General features: G+C 66.3%; 27 protein-coding genes. All 27 read left to right on the plus strand.

Annotation, left to right across the window (positions count from 1 at the left end; genetic code table 11):
* Window positions 1-177: 177 nt before the first annotated feature.
* Window positions 178-855 carry a hypothetical protein gene (locus ACD578_RS05325; RefSeq protein WP_404291520.1) on the plus strand — a complete coding sequence of 226 codons (678 nt, stop codon included), beginning with the start codon at window positions 178-180 and terminating at the stop codon, window positions 853-855.
* 288 nt (window positions 856-1,143) lie between these two features.
* Complete coding sequence (locus ACD578_RS05330; protein WP_404291522.1) at window positions 1,144-1,773, plus strand: hypothetical protein; 630 nt, start codon at window positions 1,144-1,146, stop codon at window positions 1,771-1,773.
* Window positions 1,770-3,890 carry a phage terminase large subunit family protein gene (locus tag ACD578_RS05335; RefSeq protein ID WP_404291524.1) on the plus strand — a complete coding sequence of 707 codons (2,121 nt, stop codon included), beginning with the start codon at window positions 1,770-1,772 and terminating at the stop codon, window positions 3,888-3,890. The genes ACD578_RS05330 and ACD578_RS05335 overlap by 4 nt, the downstream gene beginning before the upstream one ends.
* Entirely contained in the window at window positions 3,887-5,503 is a 1,617-nt protein-coding gene (locus ACD578_RS05340) for a phage portal protein (protein WP_404291526.1), read from the plus strand. The genes ACD578_RS05335 and ACD578_RS05340 overlap by 4 nt, the downstream gene beginning before the upstream one ends.
* Window positions 5,500-5,745: a hypothetical protein gene (locus ACD578_RS05345; protein WP_404291528.1), complete on the plus strand. Its 246-nt coding sequence runs from the start codon at window positions 5,500-5,502 to the stop codon at window positions 5,743-5,745. The genes ACD578_RS05340 and ACD578_RS05345 overlap by 4 nt, the downstream gene beginning before the upstream one ends.
* Before the next feature lie 11 nt (window positions 5,746-5,756).
* A complete protein-coding gene (locus ACD578_RS05350) occupies window positions 5,757-6,815 on the plus strand; it encodes a head maturation protease, ClpP-related (protein ID WP_404291530.1) in 1,059 nt (352 codons plus the stop codon).
* A 4-nt stretch (window positions 6,816-6,819) separates the two neighbouring features.
* The gene (locus ACD578_RS05355) at window positions 6,820-7,212 is read left to right on the plus strand and encodes a head decoration protein (RefSeq protein ID WP_404291532.1); all 393 of its coding nucleotides are present in this window, start codon (window positions 6,820-6,822) and stop codon (window positions 7,210-7,212) included.
* Between the two features lie 13 nt (window positions 7,213-7,225).
* The gene (locus ACD578_RS05360) at window positions 7,226-8,236 is read left to right on the plus strand and encodes a major capsid protein (protein ID WP_404291534.1); all 1,011 of its coding nucleotides are present in this window, start codon (window positions 7,226-7,228) and stop codon (window positions 8,234-8,236) included.
* A gap of 61 nt (window positions 8,237-8,297) precedes the next feature.
* Window positions 8,298-8,645 (plus strand): hypothetical protein, encoded by a 348-nt coding sequence (locus ACD578_RS05365; protein ID WP_404291536.1) that lies wholly within the window; start codon window positions 8,298-8,300, stop codon window positions 8,643-8,645.
* Window positions 8,646-8,652: 7 nt separating this feature from the next.
* Entirely contained in the window at window positions 8,653-9,057 is a 405-nt protein-coding gene (locus ACD578_RS05370; protein WP_404291538.1) for a hypothetical protein, read from the plus strand.
* Window positions 9,054-9,887 (plus strand): hypothetical protein, encoded by an 834-nt coding sequence (locus tag ACD578_RS05375; RefSeq protein ID WP_404291540.1) that lies wholly within the window; start codon window positions 9,054-9,056, stop codon window positions 9,885-9,887. The genes ACD578_RS05370 and ACD578_RS05375 overlap by 4 nt, the downstream gene beginning before the upstream one ends.
* A gap of 3 nt (window positions 9,888-9,890) precedes the next feature.
* Complete coding sequence (locus ACD578_RS05380; RefSeq protein WP_404291542.1) at window positions 9,891-10,403, plus strand: phage baseplate assembly protein V; 513 nt, start codon at window positions 9,891-9,893, stop codon at window positions 10,401-10,403.
* 10 nt (window positions 10,404-10,413) lie between these two features.
* Window positions 10,414-11,289 carry a hypothetical protein gene (locus tag ACD578_RS05385; protein WP_404291544.1) on the plus strand — a complete coding sequence of 292 codons (876 nt, stop codon included), beginning with the start codon at window positions 10,414-10,416 and terminating at the stop codon, window positions 11,287-11,289.
* A gap of 14 nt (window positions 11,290-11,303) precedes the next feature.
* Window positions 11,304-11,525: a hypothetical protein gene (locus tag ACD578_RS05390; protein ID WP_404291546.1), complete on the plus strand. Its 222-nt coding sequence runs from the start codon at window positions 11,304-11,306 to the stop codon at window positions 11,523-11,525.
* Window positions 11,525-11,905, plus strand: coding sequence for a GPW/gp25 family protein (locus ACD578_RS05395; protein WP_404291548.1), 381 nt, complete (start codon window positions 11,525-11,527; stop codon window positions 11,903-11,905). Before ACD578_RS05390 ends, ACD578_RS05395 begins: the two co-directional genes overlap by 1 nt.
* A 14-nt stretch (window positions 11,906-11,919) precedes the next feature.
* Window positions 11,920-12,834, plus strand: a complete 915-nt coding sequence (locus ACD578_RS05400; RefSeq protein WP_404291550.1) for a baseplate J/gp47 family protein — start codon at window positions 11,920-11,922, stop codon at window positions 12,832-12,834.
* Window positions 12,831-13,463, plus strand: coding sequence for a phage tail protein I (locus ACD578_RS05405; protein ID WP_404291552.1), 633 nt, complete (start codon window positions 12,831-12,833; stop codon window positions 13,461-13,463). The genes ACD578_RS05400 and ACD578_RS05405 overlap by 4 nt, the downstream gene beginning before the upstream one ends.
* 11 nt (window positions 13,464-13,474) lie before the next feature.
* Window positions 13,475-15,802, plus strand: a complete 2,328-nt coding sequence (locus ACD578_RS05410) for a hypothetical protein (protein WP_404291554.1) — start codon at window positions 13,475-13,477, stop codon at window positions 15,800-15,802.
* Window positions 15,803-15,812: 10 nt separating this feature from the next.
* A complete protein-coding gene (locus tag ACD578_RS05415) occupies window positions 15,813-15,995 on the plus strand; it encodes a hypothetical protein (RefSeq protein ID WP_404291556.1) in 183 nt (60 codons plus the stop codon).
* A 4-nt stretch (window positions 15,996-15,999) separates the two neighbouring features.
* Window positions 16,000-17,514: a peptidase G2 autoproteolytic cleavage domain-containing protein gene (locus ACD578_RS05420; protein WP_404291558.1), complete on the plus strand. Its 1,515-nt coding sequence runs from the start codon at window positions 16,000-16,002 to the stop codon at window positions 17,512-17,514.
* Window positions 17,515-17,689: 175 nt separating this feature from the next.
* The gene (locus ACD578_RS05425) at window positions 17,690-19,543 is read left to right on the plus strand and encodes a hypothetical protein (protein ID WP_404291560.1); all 1,854 of its coding nucleotides are present in this window, start codon (window positions 17,690-17,692) and stop codon (window positions 19,541-19,543) included.
* Between the two features lie 81 nt (window positions 19,544-19,624).
* On the plus strand, window positions 19,625-20,155 hold the full coding sequence (locus ACD578_RS05430; protein WP_404291562.1) for a phage major tail tube protein: 531 nt from the start codon (window positions 19,625-19,627) through the stop codon (window positions 20,153-20,155).
* A 141-nt stretch (window positions 20,156-20,296) separates the two neighbouring features.
* Entirely contained in the window at window positions 20,297-20,683 is a 387-nt protein-coding gene (locus tag ACD578_RS05435; RefSeq protein WP_404291564.1) for a hypothetical protein, read from the plus strand.
* A gap of 93 nt (window positions 20,684-20,776) precedes the next feature.
* Window positions 20,777-22,903 carry a phage tail tape measure protein gene (locus tag ACD578_RS05440; RefSeq protein WP_404291566.1) on the plus strand — a complete coding sequence of 709 codons (2,127 nt, stop codon included), beginning with the start codon at window positions 20,777-20,779 and terminating at the stop codon, window positions 22,901-22,903.
* A 12-nt stretch (window positions 22,904-22,915) separates the two neighbouring features.
* Complete coding sequence (locus ACD578_RS05445) at window positions 22,916-23,341, plus strand: phage tail protein (protein WP_404291568.1); 426 nt, start codon at window positions 22,916-22,918, stop codon at window positions 23,339-23,341.
* Window positions 23,341-23,571: a tail protein X gene (locus ACD578_RS05450; RefSeq protein WP_404291570.1), complete on the plus strand. Its 231-nt coding sequence runs from the start codon at window positions 23,341-23,343 to the stop codon at window positions 23,569-23,571. The genes ACD578_RS05445 and ACD578_RS05450 overlap by 1 nt, the downstream gene beginning before the upstream one ends.
* A gap of 11 nt (window positions 23,572-23,582) precedes the next feature.
* Window positions 23,583-24,644, plus strand: a complete 1,062-nt coding sequence (locus ACD578_RS05455; protein WP_404291572.1) for a phage late control D family protein — start codon at window positions 23,583-23,585, stop codon at window positions 24,642-24,644.
* Window positions 24,645-24,693: the final 49 nt, after the last annotated feature.

Here is a 24,693-nt window from a genome sequence, read left to right on the forward strand (position 1 = left end):
GACCATCTTGGGCTACCCTCAAAAGGCTAGAGAAAAACCCCGGCGCACCCGCGACCGGGGTTTTTCTGCTTCTGGGAGGCGGGCATGTGATGCCGAACAAGAGGGCTGGGACTAAGACGCTGGGGCGGAGATCCCGGTGGGGGCAGGTCCCAGCCCATTCTGTTTCAGGAGGGCGCGATGCGTCTTGAGATCAACGCCCTGGACCATGTCATGGGCCGCTACGGCAACATGCTTGAGGCGGTCGGCGAGAAGGCCCCGCTCATCATGGCGATGGCTCTCAACAAAGAGGGCAACAAGGGCCGCACTCAGATCCAGCGCGCGATCCGGGATGAGACCGGCTTGAAGCTCAAGTCCGTCACCCGCGCCATCCGGACGGTGTATGCCAGCCCCAACACCCTGAGCTACATGCTGGTGGTGAAGGGCACGCCGATCCCGCTCAAGGATTTCGATCCGCGCGAGGTTCGCGGCGGCGTCAAGCACAAGTCCAAGGCCGATCCGAACCCTTATCCGGGTGGCTTCCTGCGCGTCGGCGGCTTCGTCGGCAAGAAAGGCCAGCGCGGCCGCGTGTTCAAGATGGGCGCGCGCAAGGCCACGGGCCGCTTCGGCGGTCACGTTCTGCAGAACGTCGAGGGCGGCAAGTGGGGCGGCAAGGTCGGCAAGGTCATGTCCAAGGTGCGGCTCGACAGGGCTGCGGTCGAGGGCAGGAGCAAGGCCGCGTTCGAACGCATCGTCCCGGCTGTAGCGGAGGAGGTCGGGCGGCTGCTCGGAACCTACCTCGGCGGCTCGATGAACGTCCTGACCAATGCCGAGAAGCGGGCGAGCCTGAGCGCCGCGAAGCGCTTGCGCGGCGGCTGACAGGGCCCATCGGCACCTGATGCTGAAACCCTTGCGCCGTAAGGGTTTCGGGAAGCTTAGAAAAAAGATTGGGCCTAACCCTCTGTCCTGCTCGGGTTTTCGCGCGAGCGAGATCGGGGCGTTGTAACCCTGCAACACCCGGCACCCCCACCCCCCCGGTCAAGGGACCGTACCCGGGCGCACCCTTTCTTACGGGGCCAAACCCCCCGGCTTTTCACCAGTAGGTCGGCGCGCAACCGGTACACGGAACACACGTGATTGCACGTGTCACTGCACGGGATAGGCACGATGGCTGAGGATTGGATTTCGATCACGGAGGCGGCGGCGCGGCTGACCGCGGCCGGCGATCCCGTCGACCGTTCGACGCTGTCGCGCTACCTCAAGCAACATGCCGAGGCGCTGCCCTTGCGGCCTGCCGGCAAATCGAACCTGGTGGACTTCACCGCGCTGCTGGCGCACCGGGGCGAGAACATTCGCCTGCGGTCGCTGCCCGCCGATGTCCGACCGGCCCCGGGCCGGTCCTATGCCGATCCGGGTTCGCCGCGATTCCTGGGCTCGCAGTCGAACGGCACAGCACGCAAGGCCAATGCCGACGCCGAACTGCGCGAAATGGATCTGGCGCTGCGGCGCAAGCAGCTGGCGCCTGTCTCCGAGGTCGATCAGGCGGGCCGAGACGCCATCGCCCTGATGCAAAGCGCCTTCGAGCGGGCGGTCGAGACCGAGGCCGCGACCCTGGCGATGAAGTATGGCTGGGACGAACGCACGGTGCGGCTGGCGCTCAAGACGTTTATGCGGCGCGGCCTGGACGTGTTCAACCGCCAGATCCTGAACCGGCTCGATGCCATCCGGCGCGACCGCGATGCCGCCGAGGCCTCGGGCGAGCCGTTCGGGCACTCCGAGGCGGGAGCCCTGCAATGACCTATCACGACGCCCGTACGCAGTTTCCCCTGCTGCCCGACGGTGTGGAGGTGTTGCTTCGCGGCCTGGAGGCGGCGAGCCGTCCCGTCGAGGACCTGACGATCAGCGAATGGGCCGATCGTTATCGCCATGTCTCGCCTGAGTCAGGTTCGCCATGGCCCGGCGAGTTCCGGACCGAGCGCGTGCCGTATCTGCGCGAGCCGCAGGATTGCTTGCATCCCGATCACCCGGCCCGGCGCGTCACGGCTCGCTGGGCGGCGCAGCTCGGCAAGTCGACCGCGATCGAGAATTGGTTCTGCTTTATCGTCGACCAGGCGCCCGGTTCGATGATGATCGTGCTGCCGACTTTGGAAGAGGCGACCAAGTTCAACCGGGTCAAGTTGCAGCCGACAATCGAGGTCAGCCCGCGCATCGCCCACAAGGTTCTGCCGGTCAACAGCCGCGATGAGCAGGGCTCGACGTCGGCGTTCAAGCGCTACGCCGGCGGCTTCTGCCAGATCGTCAATGCGGGCTCCTCGAAGGGCCTGCAGATGGTGTCGATCAAGTACCTCGCCATGGACGAGGTGACCGGCTACCCGAAGGACGTCGACGGCCGCGGCTCTCCGCGCGATCAGGCCCGCGCGCGCCAGAAGATGTTTGGCGACATGGCCAAGGAATGGCAGGGCTCGACGCCCGGCATCGCCGGCGAGTGCGCCATCACCGAGGATTTCGAGGCCGGCGACCGACGCTATCTCTATGTGCCGTGCCCGCACTGCTCGGTGTTTCAACCGCTCACGCTCGAGCAGCTGCGACCGGTCGATCCCGAGCTGGGATTACCGGTGCACATGCGATGCCTGTCCTGCGACGGGGTCATCCGGGACGGCCACAAGCCCGACATGATGGTCCGCGCGCACTGGATCGCGACGCGCGTTCCGGAGGGTGCCGATCCGGTGCCGGAAACCATCCCGGCCGACGAGATCGGGCGCTGGATCTGTCCCCCGTGCGAAGGCCGCTGCCGCGACTGGCAGCCGAGCTATCACCTCTGGGCGGCCTATGCGCCGCGCGAGAAGTGGGCCGACATTTTGAAGCGCTGGCAAGACGCCGAGGGCGACACCACCAAGCTGCGGACGTTCTTCCAGCAGGATCTGGCCGAGCCCTACGATCCGGGTGGCGTCACCATCGCATGGGAAAAGATCGTCGAGGCGGCGCGCAAGCATCCGTATCCGCGCGGTCGCATCCCGGCCGAGGCGGGCCTGGTGGTCGCGGCCGCCGACGTGCAGGGCTACGGCATCAAATGGGCCGTGTATGCACTCGGCCCCCGCGGGCAGCGCTGGCTCGTCGATCGCGAGATCTTCGAAGGCGCGCCCGACCAGACCGACGAGCCGTGGATCAAGCTCGCCGACGCCATCGGGCGCACCTATCCGACAGCCGGCACCTTCGAAAAAGGCATTGACCTGACCGGCGTCGACTCCGGCTTCGCGACGGACCGGGTCTATCGGTTCTGCTCGGGCCGCCCGAACGTCTACGCCCTCGACGGCCGCCATACTCAGGGACTGCCGTGGCTCGGCACACCGACGAAGAAGGACATCAAGGACGCCCGCAAGCGCGTGGTGGCCAAGGTGATGCTCTACCCGGTGGGCCTGTACGACGTCAAAACCGAGGTTGCGGCAGGTCTGGCGAACCTCGTCGAAGGCCCGGACGCCACCGGCAGGTGGCCGCGCAACACGTACCATCTGACGTCGGATCTCTGCGACGAGGACTTCGCCAAGGAGATGACGGCGGAGCGGCTGGTCGATGCCGACGAGGAGGCGCAGGCCACCGGCAAAAAGCGCAAGCGGCTGATCAAGGCGAAGGCGGTCCGCGAATGGAAGAAGATCGTCGGGCGCAAGAACGACTGGTGGGATGTCACGGTCTACGCCACGGCGCTGGGCTGGCACATCGAGCACAAGCGGCGGCTCACCGCCGAGCGCTGGGCGGACCTGATCGTCCAGGTGCACCGCCGCCCACCGGAGCCGGACCTGTTCGAAGCCGCTGAGGAGACGACCGTCGTCGAGGACAAGGATCCATTCAGGAAGCCGGTCACGACGACAACAGACGCCGACAAGGCAGCACGACGCAACAAGTGGAAGAACCGATGAGCGTGGCGACCAAGACCAGATCGAAGGGCAGCAAGAAGACTCCCGCTCGATCTGCGTCTTCGCGCCGCCCGACGGCCAAGTGGCTGCGCGACAGCTCCGCCGGCGTGCTGGCCGCGCGCCGGACCAATCTGGTTGAGAGCCGCGATGAGATCCGGCGCGTCTGGGATCGGATTTCGGCGCTCGCCCTCGATTTCATCCAGAACTCGGGTCACCTGAAAGGCGCGGTCGATCAGGTCCTGGCCGACACCATCGGCGATGGCCTGCAGCTGCAGCCGGTTCCGGACCTGTCCAAGCTCGGATACAGCGCCAGCGAAGCGGCGGAGTGGATCAAGCTGGTCAAGAAGCGGTGGCGCCGCTATGCCCAGAACCCGGATGAGGTCGACGCTCGCGGCAAGTTCACCCTGGACCAACAGGTGGATATCGCGTTGCGCCACTCGATCGCCTACGGCGAAGCGATTGGCGTGATCGACTTCTTCACTCCGGAGCAACGCCGGCCCTATGGGATCGAGACCGGCACGAAGCTGTGCCTGACCTCGCCACACCGCTTGGTGCGGGACACCAACGAGATCGAGGGGCTGCATTCGGGCGTCATCCACGACGTGAACGGCCGTCCCGTCGCCTACCGCTTCAAGGAGCGTCAGAGCGGGATCGAGGTGAAGCGGGATTACGCGGCGCGCGATGTCGACGGACGCACCCTTGTGGTGCATGCCTTCGATCCGTGGGATGCGGAAGATGTGCGCGGCATCTCGGTGATCGCGTCTGCCCTGCGCACCCACGCCAACGCGCAGCAGCTGCATGACGCGACCCTCGCCACGGCCATCCTGCAGACGGTCTTTGCCGCGACCTTGACATCACCGGAGCCGAGCGCCGAAGCCTTCCAGGCGATCGATGCCCTGGAGGAGATCGACCAGGACCTGAAGAAGGAGTTCCTCGGCTATTTCGGCGCTGCCTTGGAAAGGGCGAGCGAAAGCCGGCTGGCGCTCGACGGCAGCCCGCAGGTTGGGCACCTAGCGCCGGGCGAGAAGCTCGAGCTGCACATGGCGAAGACGCCGGGCAACGATTACCTGCCGTTCGCGAGCGACCTGAAGCGCGAAACGGCGCGGGCGATCGGCGTGACCTATGCGTCCTACTCGATGGACCATTCTGACGCGACCTATTCCAGCACCCGCATGGAAACGTCGTCGATCTGGCCGATCGTGCTGCGCCGGCGCAAGCGGATCGCAGCCCCGATCTATCAGGGCACCTATGAGAGCTGGCTCGACGAGGAGATCGGCGAGGGGCGCATTCCGCTCAAAGGCGGCTACCGCGCCTTCCTCGCGCATCGTCATGCGGTGACCTGGGCGGAGTGGCAGGGGCCCGCCAAGCCCACGGCCGACGACAAGAAGAGCGCCGAGGCGGCGAGCGAGCGTCTGCAGAACGGCACCACGACGTTGGCCTACGAGTGCGCCGAGCTTGGTCTCGACGCGAATGACGTCATCGCGGTGCGTGCGACCGAGGCCCAGCAGCTCAAGGACGCGGGCCTGCCCAACATCTTTGAGCGCGTGCGCGGTGGCGGCTCTGGCGCTTCCGAGCCCGAACCCAAACCGAAAGCGAAAGCCAAGAGGACAGCATGAGCAGCGGCCCTGTCGATCCCTGCGCTGAGGCCGCCCGCCTGCGCGAGCTGCTCACCGCGATTGCCAGCGGCGAGAGTGTTGCGTCGGCGCGCTTCGGTGATGAGGAGATCCGCTACCACAAGGCGGATCCGGAGCGCCTGGAGCGGATGATCGCGTTTCACGAACGCGAATGCTCCCTCGTGCAGGGCCAGACGCCCAAGCGCACCCGCTTCGCCAAACGCATGGGCTTCCGCCCTTACTGAGGATTCACACCATGTCCGTTCTGCAGAACGGCGAGCTCGTGCTGTACGGGTTCGTCGGCGATAACTATTGGGACGAAGGCTTTACCGCCACCGAGGTCCTGGAGGCCCTGGCCGAGGTCGGCCGCGAGACCGACGTCACGGTGCGCGTCAACTCCGGCGGCGGCTACGTCACCGACGGCCTGGCGATCTACAACGCGTTGTCCGCCCACAAGGGGCATGTGACCGTCCAGGTCGACGCGATCGCGGCCTCGTCGGCCTCGCTGATCGCTATGGCCGGCGACACCATCCGCATGCGCGCCGGCTCGCTGATGATGATTCACGATCCGTCGGGGATCACCTACGGCACCGCCGACGATCACGCCAAGGCCAAGGACGCCCTCGACAAGATGGCAACCCAGATGGCGTCGATCTACGCCGAGCGTGCCGGCAAGGACACCGACGAGGTCCGCGAGACCATGAAGGCCGAGCTCTGGCTCACCGCCGAGGAGGCGGTCGAGGAGGGCTACGCCGATGAGAGCGACAGCGCCAAGGCCAAGGCCGTCGCCGCCTTCGACTATCGGATTTTCGCCAATGCTCCGCAGCGCCTGACCGCGCTGTCGAAGCGCAAGAACTGGTCTCTTGCCGAGGCCAGCGCCCGAGCGGCCGCGACCGCTCACCAACCACGTCAACCGAAGGAAGCTTCCATGACGGTGAACCCCCCAGCGGCCGCACCTACCGCTGACATTACAGGTGCCGTGGCCGAAGCCGTGAAAGCGGCTCAGGCCCGGGTCAAGGCGATCATGACGGCCGATGCCGCCAAGGGCCGCCAGGACCTCGCTGAACACTTCGCCTACGAGACCGACATGACGGCCGAGGCCGCCATCGCCGCGCTCGCCAAGGCGCCCACTGCCGCTGCCACGCCTCCGGTCGAGCCGCAGCAGCCGAGCGAGTCGCCGGAGGCCTATGCGGCCCGCCGCACCGCCGCCGCCGGCCTCGCCGCTCCAGGTAACCCGCCGCCGGCCAAGCCGACAGCCAAACTCAGCCCGCGTGAGGTCTTCGCCTCGCGCCGCAACGCCGTGAAGGGAGCGTGAGCTGATGTCTCTCGATACCAAGACCGAAAAGGCGCGAAACCTCGCGTTCATTCTCAGTGAGCCGCACGGCACCGTGGCGCGCGAGGTGCGCACCATCGCCTCGGGCGAGGGCGTCCTCGAAGCCGGCATGATGCTCGGCAAGGTCACCGCATCCGGCAAGTACGTCGCTTCGCCGAATGCCGAGGTGGTCGGCAAGGAGGGCGCGGAAACCGCCGTGGCCATCCTCGGCTACACGGTCGATGCCACCAGCGCCGACGCCAAGGCCGTCATCGTCGACGGCGTCGGCGGCGTCGAGGTGAAGGCCTCGATGCTCCTCGTTCACTCGTCCGTCAACGACGCGACGAAGCGCAACACCAAGCTGACCCAGCTCCGCGCGGTCGGCATCAAGGCCCGCTAAGGAGAGCCATCACATGTCAGCAGTGAATATTTGGGACGGCGATGGCTTCACGCTTGAGAGCCTGACCGCCGCCGTCAACCGCGAGCCCTACCGTCCCGGCCAGGTGTCGGCGACTGGGATCTTCGGCGAAGACAGCGTCACCACCACCATCGTCTCGATCGAGTTGCGCGAAGGCAAGCTCTCTCTGGTTGAGCCCAGCGAGCGCGGTGGTGCGGGAGAGACGACCGACGACGAGAAGCGCTCAAAGATTCCGTTCGAAGTCGATCACTACGAGCGTGACGATGCAGTGCTGGCGGACGAGGTTCAGGGCGTTCGCGCTTTCGGCAGCGAGGATCGCCTGGAGACGATCCAGGAACGCGTCGAGCGCAAAGCCCAACGCCATGCGGCCGATCTCACCATGACGCTGGAGCACCAGCGTGTGGGTGCGGTCAAGGGCATCGTGACATCGCGGTCCGGTACCGTGCTGCACGACCTGTATTCGCGCTTCGGCATTGCGGTGCCGGCCGCGGTCTCGCTCGAACTCGACGTCGACACAACCAAGGTCGGCGATCTCTGGCAGGATGTGGTCTACTCGCTCGAAGACGATCTCGACGAGCCATACGATGGTCTGCACGTCTTCACCGGCCGGACCTTTCACAAGACCATGTGGCAGCATAAGGCCATCCGCGAGACGTTCCTGTACGGTTCCGGCGCCGGCATTCTGCGCCAGGATGTGCCGGACACATTCGAGTTCGGCGGCGCGACCTGGGAACGCTACCGCACCGGTGCGAAGGCCACGGCCAACCTCGGCGCGCCCTACATCGCGGCCGACGAGGCCCGCGTGGTGCCGCTCGGCGTGCCGGATCTCTTCATCACCCGGTTTGCGCCGGCGGATTACGAGGAGACCGTCAACACCCCGGGCCTGCCGTTCTATGCCAGGCAGATCCCAAGGCTGGACGGCAAAGGTCGTAACCTGCAGGTGCAGATGAACGCGATCTCGCTCTGCACCAATCCGAAGGCTCTGCGCAAGCTGACCCTCACCTGATCCACCGCCGGGGCGGTTCGCCGCCCCGGCCCCTCCGGTGTCCAGCCTGAAAGATCAACCGATGTCTGCTAAGACGATTTCCATTGCCGGCCCGCGCGGCCTGCGCATTCCAGCTTCCGTTCTCGGCAAAGCCGCCCCCGGCGCTGAGGATGTAATGGTGCCGCCGCACGAGCCGATCGATGTCCCGGAGGCCTACGGCCGCAGCCTGATTGCCGACCGTTTTGCCGTCGAAGCTCCGGCTCCGGCCAAGAGCGCCGGCAAGCCCGCGAAAGGCGACGGGAAAAGCGAGGCCGAGAAAGAGCTCGACAAGCTGACCAAGGACGAGCTGCTCGCCAAGGCCGCCGAGGCCAACGTGGCGGCGACCGCCGAGATGACCAAGGCCGAGATCATCGCCCTGCTGGTGAAGTGAGGCGGCAGTGACCACGTTCGCGCAGGCCTGGTCCAAGGCACGGCCGCGTCTGGACCAGATCTTCGGCGGCTCGGTCCAGATCATCCCGATGATCGTCAGCCAGCGCAAAGGAGCGCAGCCGGACCCCGCGCGGGCGCCTGTCACGATCCAGGCGAAGTTCACGCTCAAGCCTGACACGGATGACATTCAGGGCATCCGCAAGGGATCGCGGCTTGAGAGCTTCTCGACCGTCCAGGTCGCGCGGGCCGAGCTGTCCATCCGGGCCGATGTCTGGTCGACGATCCCCTATGCCCTATCCGACGGCGATGTCGTCGTCGTTCCGGATCAACCCCGATTCAGCATCTCCACGATCAGGCCCTTCCACTTGGGCCATCGCGTGCTGGTGCTGGTAGTGGAGGAGCAGCAGCCGTGAGCCTGGTGAGCTTTGCGATCCGCATCTGCCTCGAGCGTGCACTCGTTGACAAGACCTATGCCGAGGAGCGGGTCTACGATTCGCAGATCACGCCAACCAACGAGACCGTTCCCAAGGGGCAGAAGCCTCTGATCATTCTCTCGACCGATGACGACAAGAGCGACATCCGGGAATGGGATCTGCTGCGCGGCCAACGCGACCTCGAGGTGGTGATCGAAATGGTGCTGGCGACTTTCGTCAAGGCGAAGGGCGGGCCAGATCAGATCGAGGTCATCATCCCGCACACCGATGCCGGCATGGAGGCCTCGCTCGGCTTCATGCAGCGCCAGGTGATGCGCGCCCTCATGGATCCGCTCGATCCCTGGGCCGAGTTGCTGAAAGAGTTCATGGGGCGGATCAACCGCACCCTCGGCCGCCGCGGCGCCAGTGCCGAGAAGGGCGTGCGCTACGCCGCCAAGCAGCTCGTGCTGGTCTGCGACCCGATCTTCGAGCCGGATTTCGGTGAGACGATTCCGCCCGACAGCCCCTGGGGCCGCCTGATCGCGCTGATGGAGGCGGACGCCGAGCTCGTGGACCTTGCCCTGGTCCTGCGGGCAGAGATCGAGAACGGCAACGACCTGCCGTCCTGGCGCCGCTTCCAGGCCTCCCGCGGCTGGACCGACGCCCGGGTGCGCAACGCGGGCTTTGCCCCGGTCGACACGACCGAGGCCGGCGAGGCACCTGTGGCGATCGAGGGCACGGTGGAGGATCAGAACGCCGACGGCAGCACCTTCCTGGCGCTGACGGTGACGCATGGTCAGCCGGCCCCGTTCAACGTCCCCGAGGAGTAGCCCATGGCCGACCTGATCGACGCCTTGCTGCGGCTCGATGCCGATCTGGCGGAGATGAAGCGGCGGTTCGAGAATGCCGAGCGCCCGGGCACGGTGCACGAGGTCGACCCGGCCAAGCAGCGGGTGCGCCTGCGCATCGGCGGCAGCGAGGCCGAGCCGTTCCTCAGCCCATGGGTGCCGTACGCGCAGACGGCCGGCGCGTTCAAGTTTCACAATCCGCCCAGCCCGGGCCAGCAGATGATGTTCTGCTGTCCGGACGGTGATTTCCGGCAGGGCTATGCCGTGCCCTTCACCTGGTCGGATGCCAATCCCTCGCCGTCCGACAAGGGCGACGAGCATGTTGCCACCTTCGGCCAGACGAAAACCACCGTCGGCACGAACCGGCTGCGCGACGAAATCGAGAGCGCCGTGCACGAGATCCTGGCCCAGCAGATCTCGTCCAAGGTGGGCTCGTCCCTGGTCCGGGTGGCCTCCGCGCGGGTGCGGGCGCTCTCCGACCGTATCGACCTGAATTGAGGATTTTTCCATGGCTGGCGGCATCACCCGGGCGGTCTGCATCGCCCTGATCCTGCGCTACATCGGCGGCACGCCCTTGCGCGGTGCGGTCAATGTCTTCGTCAATCGTCTCCTGGTCGCACGCAAGATCGGCTTCGGCGGCCTCGGCGGCCTGGTCGATGCCGTCGTGGGTGGTGGCCTGGGGGCGGTGTTCCAGAACCCGCTTGGCGCCATCACGGGTGCCCTGCAGGGCGCGATCCCGGACGCCATCAGCCAGCTCAAGGATCATTTCTTGCAAGATGTGGTCGACGAGGTAACCGGGGCGGTGAGTCAGGTCCTGCCCGCTGACATCCAGGCGCTGGTCGATGCGCTCGGCGAGAGCGGGACCGGCCTGTTCGGCAGCGCGGAATCCTTCCTGCATCACACCGACCTTCTCTCCGGAGTGCAGCTCCCCGGCGATCTGGAGCATGGCCTGTCGGATCTGCTCGGGCTGGCGATTGACGGCAGCGCCACCCTGTTCAACCAGGCGGCCGCCCCGCTGGAGCAGCTGGTGCGGCTGACCGATGCCGAGGCGTTCGTCACCGCGCTGGCGCCGCAGCTGATTGCGAACGAGCTGACTCCTGCGGCCGCGCTGGCGATCGTCACCGGACACCGAGGGGCGCTGTCCACCGTGGTGTCGTCGAGCGTCAGCGCGTTCGTCGCGCTCCAGGCGAACAGCGAAGCGGTGGCGCTGGTGCAGGAGGCTGCGGCGGGCCTGATGGACGGGGCGTTGCTGGGCGGCGAAACCACCCGCGCCCGCGCCCTGGTCGAGCGCATCGTCAAGCCGGACAAGCTGGCGACGATGCAGCAGGCCGTTGAAGCCTGGACCAACCCGCCCGTCGAGGACGACGAAGACGAGACCGTCTGACGAAAGGATGTCCGATGAACAGGACGCGCTATGTCGTGACCGATCCGGTCGCGGCCACGAGGCTGCTCGGCCGCCGGCTCGCGCCAGGCGCCGAGGTGTGGCTGACCGACGGGGAGGCCCAGACGCCCCGCGACCTTGGCGCCGTGGCGCTCCCCACCCCTGAGGCTCCGCAGCCAGAGCATCCCTTCGATCACGACGGCAACGGCCGCAAGGGCGCGCGGCGCAGGAGGCGCTGATGTCCTCCTATGGATTCGACCGGCGCACCGGCAAGCCGATGTCGGGCTGGGATCATGTCCTGCAGAGCCTCGAGGTGATCTTCACGACCCCGCTGGGCTCGCGCGTCATGCGCCGCACGTTCGGCTCGGCCGTGCCGGCGCTGCTCGGACGGCCGATCAACCGCGCCACCGTGCTGCGCTTTGCCACCGCGATCATCGTGGCGGTCGAGCTGTGGGAGCCGCGCTTCCGCATCCGGCAGATCTCATTCGCGCGCACCCAGAACACCCCGGACAAGCTGCGGCTCGGCGGGCTCTCCATGCAGATCGTCGGGCAGTACCGCCCACGCGGTCATCTGGGCGATGTCACGCCGGAAGGCGAGGACCGCACCGTCTCCCGATAAGAGGAAGGCTTCCCATGCTGAACGTCATCGACACGTCGCGTCTGCCGGCGCCGAACATTCTCGAGGACGTGACTTATGAGGCGAAGCACCAGGAGTTCCTCGCCCGGTTTCAGACCCGCTGGGCGGAGCTGCGCGCGGCCGATCCGACGCTGCCGCCCTACGATGTCGCCATGCTCGAGACGGATCTGCCGGTCCTGTTCTCCGAGGCAATGGCCTATCTGCGCACCCTCGACCGGATCCGTGTCAACGATGCGGTGAAGGCGGTGCTGGCGCCGCTGGCCAAGGGCACGAACCTCGACACCGTGGTGGCGCGGGCCAATGTCGAGCGCAAAGTGATCGTTCCGGCGACGCCGGCCACGGCGGCGGTGATGGAGACCGACGCGCAGCTGCTGCGCCGCTATCTCGCGTCCTTCGACCGGCCGTCGGCGGGATCCGCGGCCCGCTATCTGTTCGAGGCCTACACGGCGGTCCCGTCCCTGCATCATGTGGCGGTGATCGGCCGGGCCATCCACGGCCGGCGCGGCGACACCGACATCGTCATTGCCGGGGAGGGCGGCCGTCTGCCGACTTCGGCCGAGCTCCTGGCGGTGCGCAATGCGGTCACCGCGTCCGCGGTCAAACCGGAAGCAACGGCCGTCACGGTGCGGCCGGCGACCTTGGCCACCTACGCGCTGCACCTGGCGATCGCCGTCGGCATCGGTCCCGATCCGATCCTCGTGCAGCAGGAGGCGCTGGCCCGCGTCAGCGCTGCCACGGCGGCGCGGATGACCATCGGTGGGGAAATCCCTGCAAATCTGCCGGTTGGGGCGGCCTATGGTGCCAATGTGGTGCGTGCCCGTGCAGTGACCCCATTCCCCGGCCTGGCCGCCGACCCTTACACGCTGCCGGTGTGTGGCGGCATCACCATCGACCTTGAGGCCCTGGCATGACAACCGGCAAGGATCTTCTGCCGGGACCCGTAGAGCTGGAAGCGGCTCTGGCTGAGGCGCTGACCGACACCCTGCCGATCCCGCTTGCGGAGGCGGTCGACCCGCACAAGACCCCGGTGCGCTTCCTTCCCTTCCTGGGGCAGCATGACGGGGTGCGGCTCTGGTATGCGGACTGGTCCGAGGCGCGCAAGCGCCAGGTCATTGCGGAAGCGCCCGTGCTGGCTCGCAAGATCGGCACCCGCGCCGGGGTGCTGGGCTTCCTGTCGTATGTCGATGCCACTCTGCTGGACGTCATCGCCTATCCGACGCGCTTCATACTCGGGCGAAGCGTGATCGGGCGGACGCCTGTCGGGCATCAGCCGTGGGTGGCGCGCTATCTGATCAAGATCGAAACGACGGCGCCGGCGCGCGCCTTCGTCATGGGGCGCGCGGTCATCGGCCGCCACCGGCTCAAGACACCGAGCCGGGAGCCGTTCCAGCGCGTGATGGCGGCGCTGCGCGCGGCCAAGAGCCCGGAAACCCAATACCGCGTCGATTTCGGCCACAAGCGGCCGCTGGTTCTCGCGGATCAGCCGCGCCTCGCCGACGACATTCCCCTGGGCGGCTTCGTCGCCCGCCAAAAGCTGTAACGAGGGCTTAGATGAAGGCCATCCAATTCTCCGAGGCGGAAGTCGCCGAGCAGGGCGATTTCGACAACATCAGCCTGTTCGCTCGCGAGGGCGTCGATCACGTCGTGGGCGGTGCGGTGGGCTATCCGAACCACTGGTCCGCCTTCACGGTCGCCAAGAAGAACGACACCAATCCGACGGTGGCCGTGGTCAGTCCGGGGCGATTGTTCAACAACGAGATCGTCTACGACTCCGGTGCCGCCATCGAGGTCGATCTCATGCTCTACCTGCCGACGATTACGGCCAACCGGCGCTGGGTCGGCCTCGTCGTCCAGGGCGAGGAGGAAACGGAGAGCGAGAGCCGCCTGATCGAGACGGATGCCGACAGTGGCGAAACCGTCCCCATGTCGGTGCCGAAGGTCATCAACCGCAAGGTCAATATCATCCCGCAGCAGGGACCGATCGAGATCGCCGACAATCCGACGAAACCCGCCGTTCCGGCCGGACAGTCGTGCATCGCGTTCGTGCTGCTCGGCACCGCCGGTATTCTCGACATCGCGCCCGGGACGGCCTGGCGCGCCAAGACGTTGTATGAGGTCGAGGGCCGCGTCACCGCCCTCGAAGTCCAGCTCTCCAGCGCTTTCATCCGCGTGGCCACGTTGGAGACGGATCTCGCCAACCTGACCGCGCATGTCAATGCGCTGCCGGTGCCGCGGCCGGAGATCATCCGCCAAGTCCGGCGTGACGTCGCGGCGATGCGGCGCCAGCTCGACGTTCCATCAGGAGCACGCAGCGACTGGTACGATTCCGGCCTGTTGCCTCCAGGTCATGCCGACTCCCAGTGGGATGCAACCCACGCCTCCTGGCTCGCCCGCGTCAGTGAAGGCATTCGTTTCCCCTTCGCCTCCGTCAAGGAGGTGCGCCTGGAGATGAAGAACGAGGACTCGCCTCTGGTGAAGTTCTCGGGTCGCCGCATGATGCCGGCCTGGACCCCGGTCAAGCGCATCTACAATGAGGGTGGCACGGCCACCCGCGACATCTCGCAGCTCGTCCACACGGTGATCACCACCAGCATCCGCACGGTGGCGCGCAACGTCTGGGAGTATGGCCCGACCGTCAGCATCTGCGAGAACAACAAGGAGTGGAACCGCTTTCCGATCGACGCCGCCATCGGCACCATGTTCTCCAAGGATGGCGAGATCTACCAGACCGTCGGCATGACCCTGAACAAGAAGGGCAAGGGGCACGACTTTTACGGCGTCCGCACCATGAAGGTGCTCACGGTCTACGACACCTATACCGACTACAACACCACCCCGGTGGGCATCAACGGCAGCATCTACGGCCAGAACTTCCTGGTGGCGCAGCCGATGATCGTACCCTCGGTTGAGCTGGAGTTCTCGCGCATCGGACCCGACGGCGCGGTGCACCTGTTCCTGGTCGAGACCACCGAAACCGGCGAGCCCTTGTTCAGCACGGCGCTGGCGAGCGCCACGATCCCCCACGCCAACCTGACGCTGGGCTGGAACACCTTCGAGCTGCCGCCGACCTACCTGACGCCGGGATCGCGCTATGCATGGTACACGGTCACGACCGGCAATCACCAGCTCAAGGGGTCGGACAACAACGCCTTCTCGGGCGGCACCTCGTTCCTGTCCACGGACGGGTCCTGGGCGCAGGGTGACTTGTCGTTCGACTTCCACTTTCGCATCAACTCCTGCCGTTTCACCAACACCCGCACCGTGATCGACTTCAAGGCGATGACGTTGACGGATGGCATGACGGAGTTCCGGCTGCTCTATCCCGGCTGGGCTCACGAAGGCACTGGCCTGATGTGGGAGATCCGACCGGATGGCGTTGCCAACTGGACGGTGCTGGAGCCGACGGAGGTCGCGCAGAATCCGCTCTATGGCCTTCCGGCCTCTGTCGATCTGCGATGCACTCTTCTCGCCACGCCGGACTTGGCGCCGATGATCGAACTGACGGCCGATGCGGTGGTGCGTACGGCGCGCAACGCCGGATCGGCCCGCGCTGTCAGCGAGGTCATCGATTTCGGGCTCACGACCACGCAGATCCAGGCAGTCATCGTGGTGGATGATTTCGACCCCAACGGAGTCCACACCTTCGCGCCCGCGATCATGCACAGCACGACCACGACGATCCCGGCCACGTTGGTCGCTCCGACGACGGTCACACCGGCACTCGGCGAGATCGATCCGGATAAGCCGACGCGCCGGACCTTCCTCTGCACGTGGACGGTGCCGGCCGGAACGCGCTACGTGCGCCTGGCTCCTGGCATGGGCACGACGCAGGTGCCAAATCCCTTCTTCATCCAAAACGCGGCCCTGTTCGCGCTCTAAGGAGAACCTCATGGCCACCATCACCGACCTCGAGGACGATGTGGTCTACCGGGTCAAGTTCATGTGGGTCGTCAAGTTCGGACGGGTGGAGCTTCTCCCTCGTCCCGAGCATGCGATCCTTGGATCGGCTCTGAAGACCATCATCGAACAGGAAGGCGCGGATGTGATCGATTTCGTCGCTCCGCTGGAGTAACGGCATGACGATTCCTTCCGCCGCCAACGATTACAAGTCCGACCTGACCACGCGGATCAACCGCGAAACCTGGGATGCGGTCCTCGGCTCGCTCGCCACCCGCCTCAAGGATCTCGAAGCCCAGCGCGTCGAGGTCCAGGCGGTCATCGACGAGCTCAAGCTGTTCGGCCTCGCACGGCTGGACAGCGAGCTGGCACCGTTGATCGCGGCGAACCAGGCGCAGCTCGCGCAGCTCGAGGAGGACATGGCCGCAGCTCAGGTCATCGTTGACTCGATCCTGGCCACCACCCTCCCAGCCGGGCAAGTCACCGAGAGTGCGACGCGGGTGTTCGTGACCTCGGCGCAACGGACTTCGATCGACGCCTCGGCGGCCGCCCTTCTGACGAAGGCGCCGCTCGATTCGCCGGCACTCACCGGAACGCCGACGGCGCCGACGCCGACGGCCGGAGACAACTCGACAAAGATCTCGACGACGGCCTTCGTCCGCGCCGCGATTGCTGCTGTCGTCAACGCGTCTCCTGCCGCGCTCGACACGCTGAATGAGCTTGCAGCGGCGCTCGGCAACGATGCGAACTTCGCAACGACGATGATCGGCGCGCTTGCCGGAAAGTCTCCGGTCGGTCACGGGCACGTCATCGGGGATGTTTCGGGGCTCCAGACGGCGCTCAACGGGAAGCAACCGGCTGGTTCGTATCAGCCGGCTGGATCATATCAGCCGGCCGGATCGTATCTCGGCACGGGCGGCGGCGATTTGAGCGGTCGCCTCGCGATTACAACGGCAGAGTCTGGCGTATCGACCTCTGGTCTTTGGGTGACCATGACGTCTGGCGCGCACGACCATACCGCAACGTTTCAAAGCTACCGCGTGGCCGGGTCGGGATGGTGGCTCATCCGTGCCAGGTCCGAGGCGGCCGGATCGCCCGATAACCAGTTTACGGTCCGAGGCGACGGACAGGTTTCCGCTGATGGGAGCTTCGTTCCCAACGGCGGCGACTATGCGGAAATGTTCGAGTGGGCGGACGGCAATCCCGACGCTGAGGACCGGCGGGGCTGGTCGGTCGTCCTTGAGGGAAGCAAGGTCAGGAGAGCAACATCGGGAGATAACGAACTCCTCGGCGTCATCTCCGCACTGCCGTCGGTCCTCGGCGACGCGGCCGCTCTCCGATGGGGCGGCAAGTACCTGAAAGACGATTTCGGCGCATACCTGACCGAGCCGAAAGAGTTTGTCTCATGGGTCGAGGGAGAAGGCGAGGCGGCGACAACGATCCGCTTTCCGTCCGACGAGATTCCAGCGGGCGTCGACGTTCCCGACACCGCGACCTTTTACGAAGAGGCGGTCCGGATCCTGAGCCCAGACTACGATCCATCTCTCGAATACGTCCCGCGCGAACTCCGTCCGGAATGGGCCGCCGTTGGCTTGGTGGGAAAGCTCCGCATCCTCAAAGGGGAGCGGACCGGAACGCGATGGCTCAAGATGCGGGATATCTCGACGACGGTCGAGGAGTGGCTCGTTCGATAGCGGTTCCTTGACAACCGGGCGTCACGAGCCTTGAGGCCCGGCGAACTGCGATCGAGGAGCGGCGGGCCTAAGACACTGCAGACCACCTGAATTCTACTTCCTCCGCACGGCTCGACCGTCGCGATCACCCAAGCCGCCTCGCAAGGGCGGCTTCTCTTTGCACAGGAGCAAACCGATGACCGAGCCGACCTTCGGCATGACCTTCATCCGCGACAGCAGCGAGCCGAGCCCAGCCGGGTCCGGCGATATGTCGATCGCGGGGTTCGTGCTGCCGTCCGATGACGCAGACCCGAGCGTGTTTCCCTACCATGTTGCGGTGAGCTTCAATTCCACCGATCTGGCCTATCTCAGCAAACTCGGCACGGGCCCGGCCTACCGGGTCGTCGCCAAGATCAACGCGCAGCTCGCGCCGCTCCAGATCGGCGCACGCGTGGCGATGGTGCGTGTTCCCCAGGGCGCGACCCTCGACGAGACGATCGCCAATATCTGCGGTGATCCGGCGGCCGGCACAGGCTGGCATGCGATGCTCCAGGTCGGGCAGCGGCTCGGCCTCATTCCGCGCCTGCTCGGGTCGCCCGGCTTCACGGGGAAATTCACCCGCACGGCCGGCGCAACGACGGTCGCCAGCGTCGTGAAGGGTGGCGGCAACACGGGCAACGGCACCCTGACCCTGGCATCGGCTCCGGCTTATGGCGGCAGTGTCAAGCAGGGAATCTATCAGGTTCGCTGCGTCGGTGGCGCCTTCGCCGCCTCCGCTCAGGCCAAGGTCGGCAATGTCGGCAACGGGGCAATCAGCGGCGTGGCGGCCGGTGTCGGTGCGGCAGCGGGCGTCTATACCGCCACCTGCTTTGCCGCGGCCGCGAACGGCGGCACCTTCGTGGTCGAGGGCCCCGGCGGCCAGACCATCGGTGTCGTCACGGTGGGACAGGCCTTCACCGGCCCTGTGGTCTTCACGATTGCCGATGGCGCGACTGACTTCGCTCTCGGCGATCAGTTCCAGATCACGGTGGCGCCGGCAGTTCCCGCCAACGGCGGTGTGTTCTCCGTGAAGGATCCGGACGGCGTCGCCTTGGCTGAGGCGACGGTGGGCGTGGCCTATACCGGCGGCCACATCAAGTTCACGATTGCCGACGGTGCGAGCGATTTTGCGATCGGCGACGGCTTCGACGTGACGGTGGGCATGACCGGGGGTGTTGCTCAGGCGAACCCGATCTGCGCCCTCCTGCCCCAGATCTGCAACACGTTGCTGGCCCGCGCCTTTGTCGGCGGCCCCGGCACCACGAAGCAGGATGCCCTCGACTGGCGCGAGACGATCAACAGCGAGACCATCATTGCTCTCGACAATTGGGACATCGTGCGGGTCGGAACGTCTGATGTGGAGGAGGACGGCGCAACGGTGGCGATCGGACAGCAGATCGCGGCCGATTTCGAGAATGGCGGGCTTCCCTTGCATGCCCCGGCCAACCGACCGGTGCAGGGGATCGTCGGCCTCAAGCGCTACGATTCCTTCGCGCTGACATCGGACGCAACGGACGGCCAGGTCCTGCTCGCGCACCAGATCGGCATCACACAGCGCGGCGAGCTCGGTCTGGAGACGGCCATCAGCGGCTCCGGCTTCGTGCTGATCTGCACCGACACCTGCAGTGACGATCCGGCCTGGCGCATGATCAATGTCTGCCGCCTGCGCGACTACGAGCATCTCGCGCTGCTGCGAACGACCCGGCGTCGCCTCGGCCGCACCAACATCACCCTGCACGGGGTGCAGGCGGTGCTCAACGACCATATCACTTTCCTGGCCGACCTGGAGGGGAAGGGCGCGATCCTGCCGGGATGGAAGGTCGGCTTCGAGGTCGACAAGAACAATCCGGAAAACCTGCGCCTGGGGCGCATCCGGACGTTCTATGCCGCTGAGGAGCCGCCGACGCTCAAGCACGTCACCGTCGACAGCCGTCGCGACCGCGAGTCCCTCAATCTCCTGATCGATGACCTGGTCACCAGCACCGATCAGCTGCTCGGGCTCGCCGCCTAAGCGGGCTAACAGGCCCGCGCGTCATATCCGACGCGCGGGCCGTGCCCATCCTCCCGTCATTCTGTCCGAAGGAAACAGACCATGCCTCTATTCGTCCAGGAAGCATGCAGCTTGTACGTTGGTGACGACACACCCAACGCCAACAAGCGCAACAATCTCGACTCGATCAAACTGCCGACGCTCGAAGAGATCAGCGCCACACACCACGCCGGCGGCGCGATCGGTGCCATCGATATCAGTGGCCTCGGCCTCAATCCCCTGGAGGCCACGTTCAAGCAAACCGGCTGGGATCCACAGACCATGAGTCAGTTCGGCCTCGGCCGGCGCGGCCGCATGCCGTTCACCTGCTATGGCATGCTCCGGGACAAGGGCATCTCGAACCGGGCGATCGAGGTCAAGGCGATCATGTGGGGCCGCCTGACTCGCATTGAAGGCGATGAGTTCAAGCGCGGCGACAGCCTGCTTGGTCACGATCACACGATCAAGGAGATCCTGCGTTACGGCCTCTGGTACGACGGCGAGGAGAAGTACTACTACGATTGGGAGACCGGCACCTGGCGCGTCGACGGCGTCGACCAGAATGCCGACGAGCGCCGGATCCTGCGCTACTGATCCCAGCAATGAGGCGCTGGGGCGGTTTCCAGCCCCGGCGCCCCTCACAACCTCCCAGGCTGACAACGCTGGCCCTGGCCCGCCGCAGTGGGCCAATCGCATCGGTTCCCCATCAACATCGCTCAAGGCACGGTGGCCCTCATGCCGGAAATGACAAGCGCGCCCATCAAGATCGAATATCTGCCCCAGGCAGGCAAACCGATCGAGGAGATTGTCACCCTCGATTATCCCTTCACCTACGGCGAGCGCCATGTGAGCGCCCTGACGGTGCGGCGCATGACCGTGGCGCAGGTGGATGCGGTCGTGGCGGCACTCAAGGCGGGCGAGTCCGTGGGCCTGGCGCCGCACATGGTCACCTTCCCCGATGGCGAGCCGGTCCCGGCCGCGGTGATCGCGGCGCTGATGGATGACGACGACGCCCGCCTCTTCGAGGTGATGCAGAGTTTTTTGCCCCGCCGCTTGCGACCGGTGTTCGCGCCAACCCCGCCCTCTGCCGACGATACGTCGCTGCCGTCGCAGGCGGACTGAACCAGAACCTTCGCGACCTCATGACCTACGACTGGCACGACCTGCTCGGCTGGTATGTGGAGGCGGTCGCGCTCGGCCGAGTGGAGCCCATCAATGGCTAATCTGACCTCCCAGCTCACCGTTCGTCTCAAGGACGGTGTTTCCGGTCCCGCCGGCAAGGCAGCGCGATCCATCAAGCAACTCGACCGGGCGGCCAAGAACGCCAAGGGCGGCACGCATGGTTTGGCCCGCTCGGTGAATGGGCTTGAGGCTGCGGGCGCGGCGCTGGACGGGGCGGGTTTGAGCGCGCTCGCCCTGCGTGGGGGGCCGGTCATCGCGGGAGCGTTGGCCGTCGGCGCGACCCTCAAGAAGGGAGCCGACTCCGCCCTCTCCTTCGAAAAGGCCATGTATGAGGTGGAAAAGGCCACGAACTCCAGCGGCAGCCAGGCGCAGAAGTTTGCTGACGAGATCGTTCGCATGTCGAAGGAGACGGGCAAGACCAAGGAAGAGATCGCCGGCATGATGGCGGCGGCCGGCTATGCGGGCCGCCCCGTCGACGAGCTCGCCCGCTTCACCGAATATGCCGCCAAGGCGACCAGCGCCTGGGGCACGAGCACGGAAGCAACCGGGCAGGCCATGGCCGTCATCGGCAATATCTACGGCGCCAACCAGCAGCGCATCGAGGAGATTGGCGACGCCATCAACACCGCCGCGGATGTCTCGGCCACGGGCGAGAAGGACCTGCTCGAATTCATCAAGCGCACCGGCGCCACCGGCAAGCAGGCCGGTCTGTCCGCCGAGCAGGTCCTGGCCTTCGGTGCCGCCATGGGCGAGACGGGCACGCCGATGGAGGTTGCCGCCACGGGCTTTGAATCTCTGCTCAACGTGATGAAACTGGGCTCGGAGTTCTCCAAGTCGGCCGGCGAGGGGCTGGCCGGTCTTGGCATCTCGTCCGACAAGATGCGCAAGCAGTTCGTCGCCAAACCCTTGGAAGCGACGCTGGGCCTGCTGAACAAAATCAACAAGGTCGCGGACCCGATGAAGCGGGCCGAGATCCTGACCAACATTTTCGGCAAGGAATACCAGGACGACATCCAAAAGCTGATGAATGCCCTGCCGCGTCTCAACACGCTGCTCGGCACCATGGGCGATCGCTCCAAGTATCTGGGTTCAGTGCAGCAGAGCTTCGAGCTCTGGCAGCAGAAGGACTTCGCCAAAATCGAGCGGGCCGAGCGGGCGGTGGACGCTCTCATGGCCCGCCTGGGCAAGCCACTCAAGCTCGGTGCCGGCTGGGCGGCCGAGGAGATCCTGGCAGGGTTGGACCGGGCCGAGGCCCGGGTGGATGCGCTGCGCGAGAAATACAACAAGGAGGGCGCTGGCGGCCTCTTTGTTGCTCTGTTCAAGGGCGCAACCCAGGACCTGCGCGACCACAATGCCGCCTGGGCTGAGTTCGAGCGTCAGTCGCAACGGATCGACGCCGCCAACGAGAAGCGCCACGGCGATCAGCTGCGCGCCGAGCAGCAGGCGGTCGGTCCCGGCAGCCAGGCTCTCTATGGTGACGACCGCCTGGAGCGGTCGCTGGATATGCCTCTGGCGATCAATGCCGCACAGCAGCGCGCGCGCCGCATGGCCGATGATCCAGCCTACAAGCTGGAGCAGGACGCGATCGCGGAACTGCAGAACCGCCAAGCTGAGGTGGCCCGGGCGCGGGCGTTCCTCGACTCGAACCGCCAGAACTTCGGCACGCGCTCGGTCACCGGGGCGGGGTTGGAGCGCAAGGGCGTGACGGGCCTGGCGCAAGCCGAGGCGGCCGCCGCGGAACTGGAAAGCACGCTCGGCGCCTTCCGCGCCCTGCGCGCCCAGGTGGAGGCGGTGGCCGGTCAGATCGGCAGCCTGCCCAGCATGACCCGCACGCCATCCAAGGACACGGTGGCGCCTACGTTGGGCGCTGGCGCGTCCTTTGGCTTCGGGCCGGGCGGAGCGCCGGTGGATACGAGCGGGCTGGACGCCGCCAAGAACAAGGCGGCCGAGGCCGGTCAGGCCATTCAAGGCCTCAACACCACTGTCGCGCCCCAGGTCAACACCGCGGGTATCGACACGCTCAACGCGAAGCTGGATGCCGCAATCGGCAAGCTGGCCCGCCTGAGCGGGGGCGTTCCGCAGCAGATGGCCTCGCGCGAGATAGGCCGTCAGTTCGAGGCTCGCCGGCGCAGCTCCTATGCCGATTACGAACACGCGTAAAGGGAATCACCCATGCTGTACCAGGTCGGGGCGCTCACCTTTCGCGTGAGCACGCCCAACATCCATGAGGTCGAGTTGGAGGCTGCTGCCGATTATGTCGCCAAGGATGTGATCGGCGTCCTGCGCCCGCTTGAATCCGTGGGCGAAGGCGAGAGCATGCTCACCCTGCGCGGGCGGCTGTTCCCGCGCAAATGGGGCGGTACGTCGAGCCTGGATCTCCTCGAGCGGATGCGCGTCTCGGGCGAACCGCAGATCGTGGTGCGCGGGGATGGCCGCAACATGGGCTGGTGGGTGGTCGCACGCTACCGCGAGCAGCACTCCTATCTCGGCACCAACGGCGTCGGGCGGCAGATCGACTACGAGGTGGCCCTGAAGAAGTCGCCGAAGGCCGCCACTGCGCTCGGCTACTTTTCCACCATCATGAGGCTGATCGGCTGATGGCGACCGAAACCCTGCCCCCTGTGGCGAACCCGTTCACCACCCTGGACCAGTTGCTCTACCGCCGCTTCGGGCGCGAGACCGCGGGCCAGGTGGAGGCCACCTATGCCCTCAATCCCGGCCTGGCCGGAAAGGGTCCGTTCCTGCCCATCGGCACCCGCGTCGTGGTGGAACTGCCCGAGCCGGCTGCTCCGGCCCGTCCCGTCCGTGTCCTGCGCCTGACCGACTGAAAGCTCCCTCCATGGCTTCGCACATCACCGTGTCGCTCAACGGCGCGCCGATCTCTGACGACCTGCTGGCCACCGTGATCTCGGTCGCGATCAAGGACGCCGCCGGCAGCAGCTCGGACACCTGCGAGATCACGCTCGACGATGCCGACGACCAGATTGCCTTCCCGTCCAGCGGCGATCGTCTGGAGGTCGAGATCTGGCGTGATGGCGCCGAGGGCGCGGCCGGGTTCGAGGGCGTCCTGGACGAGCCCCGGTCGCAGGGCGCGCGCGGCGGCGGGCAGGTGGTGATCATCTCGGGCAAGGCGGCCGACATGCGCGGCGGGCTCAAAGACCGCAAGGAAAAGCACAAGGACGACGCCACGCTGGAGGAGGCGGCGAAAACCTTTGTCCCCAAGGGGTACAGCATCAAGTTCGGCGGCGATCTCGGCACGATCCGGCGTGACTACTGGCACATGGGGCGCGAGAATTTTCTGCACTGGGCACACAGGACCGCGCGGGAGATCGGGGCCACGTTCAAGGTCATTGGCAAGACGGCGGTCTTCACGCCGCGCAATGCCGGGCAATCCGCCTCCGGTCAGCCGCTGCAGACAATCCAGGCCACGCGGGGCGTTAACATCATCAACTGGGATCTCGCGCCCGATGTCGGGCGACCGCAGCGCGGGAAGTTCGAGGCGGTCTGGTACGACGCAACGGAGGCGAAGTGGAAGAACCAGCGCGGCGAGGTCAAGGCGCTCGGGGCCGAGGATAGCACCGGCACGTCCCGGTTCAGCGCGGCTGATCAGGATACCGCCGAGCAGATGGCGGGCGCGCTGGAAAAAGAGGCCGCGCGCGAGAAGGGCGGCGGCTCCATCACCATCGACGGCGAGCCCGCCGCACAGGCCGAGGCCGAATGCGTCGTCAGCATCCGCGCCGGCGTGTCGGGCACCTATCGGATCGACAGCGTCGAACACAAGTGGACGCGCGCGGAAGGGTTCACCACAACCCTCGATCTCAAACAGCCGGGCAAAGGCACCGGCAAGGACGGCCGGGGCAAGACGCCATCTTCGGGCGGGACAGGCGTTCTCGACGAGTAGCGCCCCGCATCACTCACATCAGGGCCGCCCGCTGGGGCGGCTTTTTGTT

It is taken from the genome of Microvirga sp. RSM25 (assembly GCF_044784385.1).
GTDB classification, from domain to species: domain Bacteria; phylum Pseudomonadota; class Alphaproteobacteria; order Rhizobiales; family Beijerinckiaceae; genus Microvirga; species Microvirga tunisiensis.